Origin of the sequence: Mesorhizobium calcicola (genome assembly GCF_042682105.1) — a bacterium.
GTDB lineage: Bacteria > Pseudomonadota > Alphaproteobacteria > Rhizobiales > Rhizobiaceae > Mesorhizobium > Mesorhizobium calcicola.
In genome coordinates, this window is record NZ_JBHUGY010000009.1 from 67329 (window position 1) to 80614 (window position 13286).

At 62.7% G+C, this 13286-nt stretch carries 14 protein-coding genes and 1 tRNA gene; 7 read left to right on the plus strand and 8 right to left on the minus strand.

The annotated features are described in order from the left end of the window. Positions 1 to 4: 4 nt before the first annotated feature. The 3 genes from ACFSQT_RS05145 to ACFSQT_RS05155 form a co-directional block, all read right to left on the minus strand. On the minus strand, positions 5 to 187 hold the full coding sequence (locus ACFSQT_RS05145) for a hypothetical protein (protein WP_379017271.1): 183 nt from the start codon (positions 185 to 187) through the stop codon (positions 5 to 7). Between the two features lie 97 nt (positions 188 to 284). Then, entirely contained in the window at positions 285 to 536 is a 252-nt protein-coding gene (locus tag ACFSQT_RS05150; protein ID WP_379017272.1) for a hypothetical protein, read from the minus strand. A 429-nt stretch (positions 537 to 965) separates the two neighbouring features. Beyond that, a complete protein-coding gene (locus ACFSQT_RS05155; protein WP_379017274.1) occupies positions 966 to 1442 on the minus strand; it encodes a hypothetical protein in 477 nt (158 codons plus the stop codon). A gap of 181 nt (positions 1443 to 1623) precedes the next feature. Here ACFSQT_RS05155 and ACFSQT_RS05160 point away from each other — a divergent pair, with 181 nt between their 5' ends. Next, positions 1624 to 2040 (plus strand): cupin domain-containing protein, encoded by a 417-nt coding sequence (locus ACFSQT_RS05160; RefSeq protein ID WP_379017276.1) that lies wholly within the window; start codon positions 1624 to 1626, stop codon positions 2038 to 2040. Between the two features lie 225 nt (positions 2041 to 2265). On the opposite strand, the gene ACFSQT_RS05165 is transcribed toward ACFSQT_RS05160, so the two are convergent. Continuing rightward, positions 2266 to 2341: transfer RNA gene (locus ACFSQT_RS05165), tRNA-Ala, on the minus strand. A 161-nt stretch (positions 2342 to 2502) separates the two neighbouring features. On the opposite strand from ACFSQT_RS05165, the gene ACFSQT_RS05170 reads away from it, so the two are divergent. Both ACFSQT_RS05170 and ACFSQT_RS05175 read left to right on the plus strand, forming a co-directional pair. Continuing rightward, complete coding sequence (locus ACFSQT_RS05170) at positions 2503 to 2793, plus strand: YggT family protein (RefSeq protein WP_379017277.1); 291 nt, start codon at positions 2503 to 2505, stop codon at positions 2791 to 2793. A 13-nt stretch (positions 2794 to 2806) separates the two neighbouring features. Further along, positions 2807 to 3127: a DUF167 domain-containing protein gene (locus tag ACFSQT_RS05175; protein ID WP_379017278.1), complete on the plus strand. Its 321-nt coding sequence runs from the start codon at positions 2807 to 2809 to the stop codon at positions 3125 to 3127. A gap of 18 nt (positions 3128 to 3145) precedes the next feature. Here the strand turns inward: ACFSQT_RS05175 and ACFSQT_RS05180 are convergent, their stop codons facing one another. The 3 genes from ACFSQT_RS05180 to ACFSQT_RS05190 are packed head-to-tail and all read right to left on the minus strand — an operon-like array spanning position 3146 to position 5845. Beyond that, the gene (locus tag ACFSQT_RS05180) at positions 3146 to 4027 is read right to left on the minus strand and encodes a MurR/RpiR family transcriptional regulator (protein ID WP_379017279.1); all 882 of its coding nucleotides are present in this window, start codon (positions 4025 to 4027) and stop codon (positions 3146 to 3148) included. A 10-nt stretch (positions 4028 to 4037) separates the two neighbouring features. Further along, complete coding sequence (locus ACFSQT_RS05185) at positions 4038 to 5105, minus strand: ABC transporter ATP-binding protein (protein ID WP_379017281.1); 1068 nt, start codon at positions 5103 to 5105, stop codon at positions 4038 to 4040. A 2-nt stretch (positions 5106 to 5107) separates the two neighbouring features. Next, a complete protein-coding gene (locus ACFSQT_RS05190; protein ID WP_379017355.1) occupies positions 5108 to 5845 on the minus strand; it encodes an SDR family oxidoreductase in 738 nt (245 codons plus the stop codon). A 288-nt stretch (positions 5846 to 6133) separates the two neighbouring features. Between ACFSQT_RS05190 and ACFSQT_RS05195 the strand changes: the two genes are divergently transcribed. The 4 genes from ACFSQT_RS05195 to ACFSQT_RS05210 all read left to right on the plus strand — a co-directional run bounded on the left by ACFSQT_RS05195 (position 6134) and on the right by ACFSQT_RS05210 (position 11144). Further along, a complete protein-coding gene (locus ACFSQT_RS05195; RefSeq protein ID WP_379017282.1) occupies positions 6134 to 7366 on the plus strand; it encodes an ABC transporter substrate-binding protein in 1233 nt (410 codons plus the stop codon). A 493-nt stretch (positions 7367 to 7859) separates the two neighbouring features. Then, positions 7860 to 8729, plus strand: a complete 870-nt coding sequence (locus ACFSQT_RS05200; RefSeq protein ID WP_379017283.1) for a carbohydrate ABC transporter permease — start codon at positions 7860 to 7862, stop codon at positions 8727 to 8729. A 26-nt stretch (positions 8730 to 8755) separates the two neighbouring features. Beyond that, positions 8756 to 9580, plus strand: coding sequence for a carbohydrate ABC transporter permease (locus ACFSQT_RS05205; RefSeq protein ID WP_379017356.1), 825 nt, complete (start codon positions 8756 to 8758; stop codon positions 9578 to 9580). An 88-nt stretch (positions 9581 to 9668) separates the two neighbouring features. Then, positions 9669 to 11144 carry a M81 family metallopeptidase gene (locus ACFSQT_RS05210; RefSeq protein WP_379017284.1) on the plus strand — a complete coding sequence of 492 codons (1476 nt, stop codon included), beginning with the start codon at positions 9669 to 9671 and terminating at the stop codon, positions 11142 to 11144. A gap of 17 nt (positions 11145 to 11161) precedes the next feature. On the opposite strand, the gene ACFSQT_RS05215 is transcribed toward ACFSQT_RS05210, so the two are convergent. After that, positions 11162 to 13216 carry a M3 family metallopeptidase gene (locus ACFSQT_RS05215; RefSeq protein WP_379017286.1) on the minus strand — a complete coding sequence of 685 codons (2055 nt, stop codon included), beginning with the start codon at positions 13214 to 13216 and terminating at the stop codon, positions 11162 to 11164. Positions 13217 to 13286: the final 70 nt, after the last annotated feature.

A 13286-nucleotide genomic window follows, 5' to 3' on the forward strand; every position in this document is an offset into this window, starting at 1 on the left:
TCGATCAATAGCTCAGCGACCGGCACAGAGCCGCGACATGCCGGTTCTGTGGGCAGGATGCGATCAGGGCCGGAATGGCGGCCGCATCGGACGGCCTGCCCTTGATGATGTTGGCGACCTCGGTGTCGGCCTGTTCGAACCAGCAGACCATGTCGGCGCGGCCAAGATCCGCGGCAGCGTTTTTCAACAGTGGCAGCAAACTTTGCACCGCGCACAGTGACTCCCAGCGGTTTGGCCGGAAGGTCGAACCTGCCACCGCGCATGCGGCCGACGATTGCATGCGGCTACGCTCTCCTTGCATGAGCGCGATTGTCTTTTGCCTGCGCCTTGGGGTGCAGCGGGTTGCCGCTGAGCTGCGCATGCCTGGCCGGACGTGCGCCGCGAAGGACGTCGAAGGCTTCGGCATAGGCCATGCCCAGCAGATAGGAGATCATGGGAAAACGGCTTGCTTCGGCCATCTGCACGAGCTCATTGGCCATCGACGAGATGTATTGAAGACTGTCGATCTCCGACTGACGTAAGGATTGATTTGGCACGTGCTGCTCCTGTCATCTGGTGGAACTCAGGGAACGCGTAATTCAATATACCAAGCCGACTAATTGATTGATCGGCCCGCCGAAGGCGGCTTGTTTGCGGGGTCGAAAGGGTCAAGGCATAGATCGGCGCATCGGTGAGGCGTTCGAGACCAAGCAGGCGCTTGATCGCCGAATGTTCACTTTCTTGGCCATTTTCATCCCTTTCCTGACCTCCCCGTAGGGATCCGTTGAAAGACCCGCCAAAGCGGGATCCACGCCCAGAAAGGTAAGGTCGAAAGAGTTAATGGTTTGTTAATATTGTAGTAAAGCAGCGCGCCCAAAGGCGGTCTGATGAATTATCTTTCCTGAGGCTAAAGTGTAAAATATCGATTTTATTCAGATACGGAGTAGACAATCGTTGGTATACGCTTTTTCGATGTATGCTTATTCTTATTTAGCGTAAGCGGCTGCGGCCGAGAGGCTAGCCCAGCCCCGGGTGAGGCTGACGACCAGTTGGTCGACGCTCGGATCGTCGAGCCTGACGACATATGCCATGCTGATGGCATCCCTTGGGCGGATATTGGCAATATCGTGCCGTATGACGACCGACACGAAGGCCGGCCCGGCCTCCCTCAGAAGCATGGCCTTGCCCGTCAGCACCGGTTCGGAGATGGGAGCCCATTGCACGGAGATCAGCGACGGCTCCCAGGTCTTGAAGCCCAGATCGTCGAAGCGAGCTTCACCAAACACATCGAACGGCAAATCCTTTCTCCGCTGGGCCTGACCATGGCTCAGTGGCAAGAGCATATCGATGAAGCCGAGTTGCCAGCCTTCCGGAGCGCAGTCGCCAAAGGCGATTGGCAGCTCCTGACTACCCATGCCCGAGCAGCCGCCAAGATGCGCCTCGACCTGGGCATATAGCAGCACCACCATTCCCGAAGGGGGGAGGTCGCCATCCCGGTGAACCATTGCCCCAAGCTCAAAGCCCCCTTCGGGCTCTTCCCTAACACCCTGCGCGCAGCGGCGGACGGCAGGAAGCTACCGCCCATCTGGAACGATCTCTTCACCCAGGAGCGCCAGATGTTGTATGGTTGAGAGGAGGTTCCCGATGCAGACCCACCCGTTTCCGTCCGTTCCGCATGCCCGTTCCCCCGCGGGGGCAGAGGTCCGTCTCCTGATCGAAGGCGAGACAGGCGGCATGATCCACTCCACCGTCCCACCAGGTCAGGTGAACCGGGCCACAGTCCACGCCACGGTGAGCGAGTTCTGGTACATTCTCTCGGGCGAGGGGCAGATATGGCGGCGCGACGGCACTGGTGAGGAGACGACCGTTCTGAGGACCGGCGTATCCATCGACATTCCGGTCGGGACCGCATTCCAGTATCGCTGCAACGGTACCGACTCGCTCGAGTTCCTGTGCATCACCATGCCACGCTGGCCCGGCGACAAGGAGGCGACGGTCATTGCGGGCCCCTGGACGCCGAATGCTCCCGAAGGTTGGCCACAGGCGTCGCGAGATCGGTGAGAGCTGCCGGTCACGCGTCGATTCGTGCATTGGTCGGAGGCTGTGGGTGTCCGTTATGGGTCGAACTCGGTCGTTCGGAGTGATTTGAACAAAGGCGAAGGGCACAAAGCAGCGACGATCCACCGGAGATGGCCCGAAACGTGGGCCAAACGCGTGGGCCAAACTAAAGAGGCCCATTCGGCTATCTTGTTGATTTTGCTGTGAGATATGCCTTCCAAATTCCGCTGGTGGAGCTGAGGAGGATCGAACTCCTGACCTCGTCATTGCGAACGACGCGCTCTCCCAGCTGAGCTACAGCCCCGTCCAGCGGATGGGCGCATTTATCGGGCACCGCGCTTTCCTGTCAAGGCGGCGTTTCGCTGAAATCCGCCGCTGAGAGGCGTCAGGCCAGCACGCGGAGGAAGGCAGCCCTTGCCGGTTTCGCCCGCAATGGCTACATGTCGGCAACAATTGGAGACCGGCATGCTCGCCCTCATTCAAACCATCGTCATGGCGCTTGACCTCTATTGGTGGATCATCATCGCCTCGGCGATCTTTTCCTGGCTCTATGCCTTCAACGTCGTCAATTCGCGCAACCAGTTCGTCGGCAGCATCGGCAACATGCTCTATCGGCTGACCGAGCCGGCGCTGCGGCCGATCCGCCGCTTCATGCCGGACCTTGGCGGCATCGACATCTCGCCGATCATCCTGCTCTTGGTCCTGTTCTTCATCAGGCAGTTCATTCTTACCACGGTGGCGCCCCTGGTGCTTTGAGCCTGGCGACCGCATGAGCGCGCCGTTCCGCATCCACGAGAACGGCATCGACCTGTTCGTGCGGCTGACACCAAAGTCTTCCCTGGACAGGTTCGAAGGCGTCGTAACGGCGGCGGACGGGCGCAGCCATTTGAAGGCGCGGGTCCGCGCCGTGCCGGAAAACGGCGCCGCCAACAAAGCGCTCGAAAAGTTGATCGCCAAGGCGCTGGGCGTGCCGGCGTCCGCCGTCTCGATTGTCGCCGGCGGCACCGCCCGGCTGAAGACGCTGCGCATTGCAGGCGATCCGGCGACGCTGGCGGAAAGCATCGAGGCGCTCGGTCGGCAGTCCTCATGATACCCTTCGATGGGAGGTTCAATCCCCCAGCGGCAAACGCGGATCGTCGACTTTCAACGTGTTTACGCTCTGCTTAATGCGGCGCAGGTTTTCCAAAACCCTTGGTCCGCGCGTCTCGGCGACCGATGTGACGATCATGTCGACGATCGACAGCAGCGCGTAGCGCGACGATGTCGGCTTGTAGATGTTGCCATCCTCGAGCGACTGGAAATGGATGACCGTGTCGGCGGCTTTGGCGAGCGCCGAGTCCGGCGGGGTGATGGCGATGGTGGTGGCGCCATATTGCTGGGCGACCTGCACCGCATCGATGACCGATCGCGCATAGCCGGAAACCGAAAAGGCGATCAGCGTTGTGTCGTGCGTGGCGACGGCCGCGTACATGCGCTGCAGCTGCCCGTCGATCTGCGCCAGCACCGGCACGCCCAGCCTGAACAGCCGGTTCTGCATTTCGGTCGCCATCATCGACGAAATGCCGCCCGAGCCGATGCAAAGCACATTGCCGGAGACGGCGATGCGCGCGGCGACGGCAACCAGCGTCGTCATGTCGAGGTTCTCGCTGGCGCGCTGGATGGCGGATATCGCCGCCTCGGTGATGGCGGAAGCTATGCGCTGCTCGCGGGCATCGCGGCTCAGCGGCTCCGGCGACAGATACTGGCCGCCGATGGCGATGGCCTGCGCCAGATAGAATTTGAAGTCGCGCAGGCCCTCGCAGCCGAGGTTGCGGCAGAACCGCGTCACCGTCGGCTCGCTGACGCCGACGCGGGCGGCAATTTCCGAGATCGCCGCCTTGGAGACGAAATCGAGATCGGCAAGCACGAAGCCGGCCAGCTTGCGATCCGATTTGGTGCCGTCCTGCGCCATCAGTTGCAGGCGCGTGATGATGTCGGCCGGCGTTTTCATGCTGGTGTTTTCATAGGGGAAGGCCCGTCGCCTTGTCGAACAAATGGATATTTCCGGGATCGACGCTCACCGGCAGCACGTCGCCCGGCCTGACCGGCACCCTGTCGCGGAACACGGCACGTACCGTATCGGTGCCGATGGCGCCATAGACATGGGTTTCGGAACCGGTCGGCTCGACGACATCGACCTTGATCGCCATCGCATCGGCAGCCTCGCCGATGACAAAATGTTCGGGCCGGATGCCGGCCTCCACCGCGCTGCCCGCCGGCACAGCCTTGCCGGCCAGCGCAAGCCGCCCGCCGCTGGCCGACTCGAACCAGGTTTTCTCAGGCGACGTCCTGAGAGACCCGGAAACAAAGCTCATCGACGGGGAGCCGAGGAAGGAGGCGACGAACTTGTTGGCCGGCCGGTCATAGAGTTCCAGCGGTGCGCCGACCTGCTGGATCCTGCCGCGGTCCATTACGACGATGCGGTCGGCCATGGTCATGGCTTCGATCTGGTCGTGGGTGACATAGACGATCGTTGATTTCAGCCGCTGGTGCAGCGCCTTGATCTCGACGCGCATCTGCACGCGCAATTGCGCGTCGAGGTTGGACAGGGGCTCGTCGAACAGGAACACCGACGGTTCGCGCACGATGGCACGGCCCATCGCGACGCGCTGGCGCTGGCCGCCCGACAGCTGGCGGGGATAGCGGTCGAGATAGGAGAACAGATTGAGGACACCGGACGCCTTCTTGACCTTCGCGTCGACCGAGGCGCGCGCCTCGCCGCGGATCTTCGGGCCAAAGCCGATATTGTCCGATGCCTTCAGATGCGGGAACAGCGCATAGGACTGGAACACCATGGCGATGTTGCGCTGCTGCGGCGGCAGCGCGTTGGCGCGCACGCCGCCGATCATGAGGTCGCCGGCGGTGATCGTCTCCAGCCCGGCCAGCATGCGCAGCAAGGTCGACTTGCCGCAGCCGGATGGCCCGACCAGCACGACGAACTCGCCGCTCTTGATGTCAAGGTTGATGTGCTCGAGGATCTTGTGCTGCCCGAAGGATTTCGACAGGTCGCGGAACTCGACGTCGGTCATGGTCACGCTCCCAGAATGTCGTCGATGAATGGCAGGCAACCGGCCGTCAGGCCTGCGTCCACCGGCATCACCACGCCTGTTACGCCCGATGCGCGATCCGACGCAAGGAAGGCGACGGCTTCCGCCACTTCCGAAGCGTTGACGATGCGGCCGAGTGGATAGAGCCGCTGCAGCTTGCCGAGGATTTCGGGGTCCTTGGCAAGGCGGTGGTCCCAGGCGGCGGTGCGGATCGATCCGGGGCAGACGACATTGGCCCGCAAACCGCTGCGGCCAAGTTCGACGGCGATCGCCTTGGCATAGGCGTTGATGCCCGCCTTGGCCGCCGCATAGGCGGGATTGCCGAAATGCGCGATGGCATTGACCGAGGAGATGAAGACGACGCTGCCCGAACCGCGGCCGGCCATTGCCTTGACCAGCGGATCGGCGAAAGCCATCACGCCGGTCAGGTTGAGGTCGAGTTCCCGCTCGATCCTGTCGGGGGTGAGGGCGGCAAGCGTCTCGGCGCGCGTCCAGCCGGCATTGTTGATGAGGATGTCGGGCACGCCATCCCTGTCGAGGATCGCGGCGATCGCTGTTTCTATCGAAGCGCGGTCGACAAGATCGAAGACATGGCGGGAGGCAAGGTGCGGGCTCTCCAATGCTTCGCTGGACTGGTCGCAGCCGATGATCCTGGCGCCCCTTTGCGCCATCAGCGCCACGATGGCCGTGCCAAGGCCGCCGCCTGCACCGGTCACCAGCACGGTCTTGTCTTCGAACTCGGCCCTGCCTTCGAATCTGGCCCTGTCTTCGAACTTGGCCCTATCTTCGAACTTGGCCCTGCCTTCGAACTTTGCTCGCGAAACCACCGTGCTTCATCCTCCGGCAACTCTGACTGACAATCTGAGGCCTAGTCCACGAAATGTAATTAAGCAACAGAACAATCCGCTTGCAAGCCTTCAAATCATCGATAATGTAGGAAAGTCACATAAATCTTCTGTGCCGGTCGCGGAGAGGCGCGCACGTGCAAAATCAAAAATGGGAGACATCAAATGAGCCTTGCGAAATGGACTGTCGGCCTGATGGCTGGAATGGGCATGCTGGCATTTGCGGCGCAGGCGGATGCGGGCGAGGTGCGCGTCACCGTTGCCGAGTACAGCGCCAAGACTGGCCCTTATTTCGACAGCGTCAAGAAGGAATTCGAGGCGGCCAACCCCGGCATCACGGTCAAGTTCGAGGTGGTGCCGTGGGAGGTGCTGCTGCAGAAGCTGACCACCGACATCACCGCCGGCACCAATGCCGATCTGTCGATCATCGGCACGCGCTGGCTGATCGACTTCGTCCAGCAGGATGTCGCCGAGCCGCTCGACAGCTACATCAAGCCCGACTTCAAGGACCGGTTCATCGACACCTTCCTGTCGCCGTCGATCATGGACGGCAAGACCTACGGTCTGCCGATCGCGGCTTCGGCGCGCGCCATGTACTACAACAAGGAGCTGTTCGAGAAAGCCGGCATCGCCAATCCGCCGGCAACCTGGACCGAGTTGCAGGAAGACGCGCGCAAGATCAAGGCGCTCGGTTCCGGCACCTTCGGGCTCGGCCTGCAAGGCAAGGAGATCGAGACCGACGTCTATTACTATTATGCGATGTGGTCCCAAGGCACCGAGATCCTCAACAAGGATGGCACCTCCGGCCTCGGCACGCCGGGCGCGCTTGAAGCCGCCAAGCTCTACAAGTCGATGATCGACGAAGGCCTGACCGAGCCGGGCGTCACCTCCAACAACCGCGAGGATGTGCAGAACCTGTTCAAGCAGGGCAAGGTCGGCATGATGATCACGGCGCCCTTCCTGTCCAACCAGATCAAGGACGAGGCGCCGAGCCTGAAATATGGCGTGGCGGCCATTCCGGCAGGGCCGACCGGCGCGCGCGGCACCTATGGCGTCACCGATTCCATCATCATGTTCAAGAATTCCAAGAACAAGGACGAGGCCTGGAAGCTGCTCGATTTCCTGTTCACCAAGGAGCAGCGCGCCAAGTTCACGCAGGGCGAAGGCTTCCTGCCGGTGAACAAGGAAGAGGCCAAGATGGATTATTACGTCAACAATGCCGATCTCGCCGCCTTCACCGCGCTGTTGCCCGACGCCCGTTTCGCGCCGGTCATTCCGGGCTGGGAAGAGATCGCCCAGATCACGTCGGACGCTATGCAGAAGATCTATCTCGGCGGCGACCCCGAGGAAGGGTTGAAGGACGCGGCGGCCAAGGCCAATGCAGTGCTGAAGAAATAGGGGCCGTGCTCAAGAAATAGGGCGTATCTCCCTGCGCCCGTGGCGCGCCCCACTCAGGCGGGGCGCGCCGCACCCTTGCCGACTTGAGAAGAAAGATACTTCGTCGATGTCAGCGCCGCCCCAGCCAGGCTCCTTCCTCTCCCTCCGGAGGGGGAGAGGTGGCTCGGCGCAGCCGAGACGGAGTGGGGGAACCACCTGGCAACCGCCGCGAACGGACACGGGAAGGGCACTAGGCGCAAATGTCGCCTTGCCTTGCGCCCAAGGGTCGACCCCCACTCCGTCGAGCTTCGCTCGACGCCTCTCCCCCTATCGACGGGGGGAGAGGAAAGGCCCCCTTCCGCAACTGCTGCGGAGGACGGGGCAGGCAGGTGATGGGCAGCGCCGATGCTTGCAAGGAATCCTGAAGGCCCTGAGAAGAACGAGGCGGGATTAAGTTAATCTGTTAAGCCAGCGCAATCCAATCTCCACCCGCAAACACGGTACAAACCGGCCGATGCAAAATCGTTTCTTGCCCTATCTCCTGACCTTGCCCAGCCTGTTCCTGGCGGCGGTCGTCATCTTCTGGCCGGTCTGGGACCTGATCCAGATATCGACGCATGACGTCAACCGCTTCGGCCAATTGCGCGAGTTCAGCGGCCTTGCCAATTTCGCGTCGCTTGCCGCCGATCCCGACTTCGTCGCGGCACTCTGGCGCACCGGTGTGTGGACCGTGCTGGTGGTCGGCGGCGCGCTGCTGCTGTCGATCCCGGTGGCGATGATCCTCAACACCGATTTCTATGGCCGCGGCATCGCCCGCGTCATCATCATGCTGCCCTGGGCGGTGTCGCTGACCATGACCGCGGTGGTCTGGCGCTGGGCGCTGAGCGGCGAAAGCGGCATGCTGAACTCGGCGCTGATCGGCCTCGGCCTCATCGACCACAACATCCAATGGCTGGCGAGCGCCAGGACCGCCTTTCCGATGCAGGTGCTGATCGGCATCCTGGTGACTGTGCCCTTCACGACGACGATCTTCCTCGGCGGGCTGTCGTCGATCCCGGACGACCTCTACGAGGCGGCGGCGCTCGAAGGGGCGACGCCGCTGCAGCAGTTCCGCGAGATCACCTTTCCGCTGCTGAAACCGTTCATCAATATCGCCATAGTACTCAACACCATCTACGTCTTCAATTCCTTCCCGATCATCTGGGTGATGACGCAAGGCGGGCCGGCCAATTCGACCGACATCCTGGTCACCCACCTTTACAAGCTGGCCTTCCGCATCGGCAAACTGGGTGAGGCATCGGCTGTGTCGTTGGTGATGTTCGCCATATTGCTGGTCTTCACCATGATCTATGTGCGGGTGGCGATGCGGGAGCAACGCGCATGACAAACAACCTCATGACGGGCAAGCTCATGACGGGCAAGCTGAAGCGTTCGATCGTCGCCTGGCTGCTGCTGGCACCGCTGATCGTGGTGACGATCTTTCCCTTCACCGTGATGTTCCTGACCGCGGTCAAGCCACGGCAGGAAGTGCTGTCGCCAACCTGGTGGCCGAGCGAATTCCGCTGGTCGAATTTTTCCGACATGTGGGTGGCGACCGGCTTCGGCCAGGCGCTGCTCAATTCGCTCTATGTGTCTGTTATCGCCACCGTCGGCGCCATCCTGATCTCGGTTCCGGCCGCCTATGCGATGTCGCGCTTCCGCTTTGCCGGCTACGGCGCCTTGCGCCAGTTCCTGCTGATCTCGCAGATGATCTCGCCGATCGTGCTGGTGCTCGGCCTGTTCCGGCTGATGGCGGCCTGGGGCATGGTCGAGAGCACGACGGCGCTCGGCTTCATCTACATGGCCTTCAACGTCGCCTTCACCGTGTGGATGCTGCAAAGCTATTTCGACACCATCCCGCGCGATCTCGAGGAAGCGGCCTGGATGGAAGGCGCCGGCCGTTGGCTGACCCTGCGCAAGGTGTTCCTGCCGCTCTGCCTGCCGGCGATCGCGGTGACGGCGATCTTCACCTTCATCAATGCCTGGAACGAGTTCGTCGTGGCGCTGACCATGCTGCGCAGCCAGGAAAGCTACACGCTGCCGATCCAGGTGTTTTCGCTTGTCGCCGGCCGCTATACCATCGAATGGCACCACGTCATGGCCGCGACGCTGCTGGCGACCTTGCCGGTGGCGATCCTGTTCATCTGGCTGCAGCGCTACCTCGTCAGGGGACTGGCGCTCGGGGCGGTCAAATAGCCGCTCTATCTCATTGTTTTGACGCAATTCCGGACGGAAAACCGCTTCACAGTTTTCCGGGAATTGCTCTACCACCCACGGAGCTTCCATGCGCATTTTCACCGCCTCGCTGGCGACGGAAACCAACACCTTCTCGCCGGTGCCGACCGACCGGGCCTCATTCGAGATGGCCTTTTATGCCGGGCCAGGCCAGCATCCGGAAACGCCGACGCTGTGCTCGTCGCCGATGGTCGCCCTGCGCCGGCGCGCGGTCGCTGAGGGGCTGACCGTCATCGAGGGCACCGCCACCTGGGCGGAGCCCGGCGGCCTGGTGCAGCGGCAGACCTATGAAGCGCTGCGCGACGAGATCCTCGGTCAGCTCAAGGTGGCGCTGCCGGTCGATGCGGTCATCCTCGGCCTGCATGGCGCGATGGTGGCGCAAGGCTATGACGATTGCGAAGGCGACCTGCTCGAGCGCGTTCGCGCAATCGTCGGGCCGGAGGTGGTGATCGCCTCGGAGTTCGATCCGCACAGCCATCTGACACTGAGGCGTGTGGCGGCGTCAGACATCATGGCCTACTTCCTCGAATTTCCCCACACCGATTTCTACGAGCGTGGCGACCATGTCGTCGAGCTTGGCCTCGCTGCGGCGCGCGGTGAGATCAAGCCTGTCATCTCGACCTTCGACTGCCGCATGATCCAGGTTCTGCCGACCAGCCGCGAGCCGATGCGCTCCTTCGTCGACCGCATCAAGGCGCTGCATGGCAAGGACGGCGTGCTGTCGATTTCCGTCATCCACGGCTTCATGGCGGCCGACGTGGCCGAAATGGGCACGCGCATCCTGGTCGTCACCGACAACGACAAGGCCAAGGGCGATGCGCTGGCGGAACGGCTCGGGCGGGAGCTCTACGCGCTGCGCGAAAAGACGGCGATGACCATGCTGAGCGCCGCCGACGGCATCGAGCGGGCGCTAGCTGTGCGCGCTGGAAATCCGGGCAAGCCAGTTGTGATCGCCGACATCTGGGACAATCCCGGCGGTGGTGTGCCCGGCGACGGCACCATCGTGCTGCGCCAGATGCTGGCGCGCGGCCTGAACACTATCGGCGTCGCCACGATCTGGGATCCGATCGCCGTGACCTTCTGCCTGGCGGCAGGCGAGGGCGCCGTCATCGACCTGCGTTTCGGCGGCAAGGCCGGCCCTCAGGCCGGCGAGCCGATCGACGCGCGCGTGCGGGTGCTGAAGGCGGTTCCGGAGGGCTGGCAAAGTTTCGGCCCGAGCCGGGTAACGCTCGGGCCAACGGCGCTGGTGCGCATCGAAGGCACCGAGGTCGACATCATCCTCAACACCAATCGCACGCAGACCTTCGAGCCGGATATCTTTTCCAATATCGGTGTCGATCCGATGAGCAAGGACGTGCTGCTGATCAAGTCGACCAACCATTTCTACGCCGGCTTCGAGCCGATCGCCGCCGAGATCATCTATGTCTCGGCGCCGAGTTCGTATCCGAGCAATCCGGCGGCGACCAACTACACCAAGCTGACGCGGCCAGTGTGGCCGAGGGTGGCCGATCCGTGGGCGATGTAGAGGTTCTTCCTTCTCCACTACACCAGCCCGCGCTTGGCCATCATCGCGTCAGGCGACGGCATCTTGCCGCGAAACGCCGTGTAGAGCTCTTCCGGGTCCTTCGAGCCGCCGGCGGCGTAGATGTTCTTGCGCAGCCGCTCGGCCAGCGCCGGATTGAACGGGTCGCCCGTCTCCTCGAAGGCGGCGAAGGCGTCGGCATCGAGCACTTCCGACCACATGTAGGAGTAATAGCCGGCCGAATAGCCGTCGCCGGAAAACACATGGCCGAAATGCGGGGTGCGATGGCGCATCGCGATGGTGTCCGGCATGTCGAGCTTTTCAAGCGTTTCGGCTTCGAAACGAAGCGGCGCTTCAGGCGCATCCGGCCGCGCGTGATAGGCCATGTCGATCAGCGCCGAAGCGGTGAATTCGACCGTCGCGAAGCCGGCGCCGAAAGTGCGCGCGGCCAGCATCTTGTCGAGCAGTGCCTTCGGCATGGGCTTGCCGGTGTTCACATGCAGTGCGTGCTTTTCAAGCACCGCCGGCACCGTTAGCCAGTGTTCGTAGAGCTGCGAGGGCAGTTCGACGAAATCGCGGCTGACCGAAGTGCCGGAAACCGACGGCCAGGTGACATCGGTCAGCATGCCGTGCAGCGCGTGGCCGAACTCATGGAACAGCGTTTTCGCCTCATCGACCGACAGCAGAGCCGGCTCGCCGGCCGGCGGCTTGGCGAAGTTCATGACGTTGTAGATCACCGGTTTCGAGCCGTGGCCAAGCTTGTAGCCGGATTTCAGCGCGCTCATCCAGGCGCCGGAGCGCTTGGACGGCCGCGCGAAATAGTCGGCGAGGAACAGGCCGCGCTCGCTGCCGTCGGCATTTTTCACCACGAACGCGCGCGCGTCGGGATGCCACACGGCAATGCCTTTTTTCTCCTCGAAGGTGATGCCGAACAGCCTTGTCGCCACATCGAAGCAGGCGTCGATGACGCGGTCGAGCTGCAAATAGGGTTTCAGTTCAGCCTCGTCGAAGGCGAATTTCTCCGCACGCAGCTTCTCCTGGTAGAAGCGCCAGTCCCAGGCGGCGAATGTCTCGTTGCTGCCGGCCTCAGTCGCCAGCCGCTGCAGTTCGGTCTGATCGGCCGCAGCTTTCTCCAGCGCCTTTTCCCAGACCGGATCAAGCAAGGCATGCACTGCCTTCGGCGTCTTGGCCATGGTGTCATCGAGCTTAAGCGCGGCGAAGGAGCCGTAGCCGAGCAGTTTTGCCTTCTCGGCGCGCAGCTTCAGCATGTCGCGCACCACGGATGTGTTATCGGTGGCGCCGCCATTCTGGCCACGCATGGTGAAGGCGCGGAAGGCGATCTCGCGCAGGTCGCGGCGCTCGGAGAAGGTCGAGAACGGCTCGTAGATCGAGCGCGACAAAGTGATGGCATAGCGCCCCTTCTGGCCGCGCATCTCGGCGGCTTCGGCCATCGAGCTCTTCAAAAAATCGGGCAGGCCGGCAAGGTCGGCCTCGTCGAGGAACAGCGCCCAGTCGCGCTCGTCGGCAAGCACATTCTGGCCGAAGGTCGTGCCCAGCGAAGACAATTCCTCGTTGATTGTTGCCAGCCGCTTCTTGCCGTCGGCGTCGAGCTTGGCGCCGGAACGGACGAAACCCTTCCAGGTCTTCTCCAGCACGCGCAGCGTCTCGGCGTCGAGCTGCAAGCCCTCACGGCGCTGGTAGAGATCGTCGATGCGGGCGAACAGACTCTCGTTCATCGAGATCGCCGAGAAATGCCTGGACATTTTTGGCGAGATGTCGCGCTCCAGCGCCTGGATCGTCTCATTGGTGTGGGCGCCGGCGCGGCACCAGAAGATCGACGAGACACGATCGAGCGCCTCGCCGCCGAGTTCCAGGGCCTGCAGCGTGTTCTCGATGGTCGGCGCATCCATGTTGCCGGCGATCGCCTCGATCTCCGCCTCATGCGCCTTCAGTGCCGCGTCGAAGACCGGGGAAAAGTCGTCGTCGCCAATGCGGTTGAAATCGGGCAGGCCGAGCGGCCCTTGCCACGCGGTCAGCGGATGGGCGGCGAGGTCGACGGTTTTCGTGGAAGGCATGGACAGTCTTTCTCAGGTGAAGGCAGGCCGGGTGCTGGTCAAGGCAGGCAGGGGTGGGTCGGTACCGATG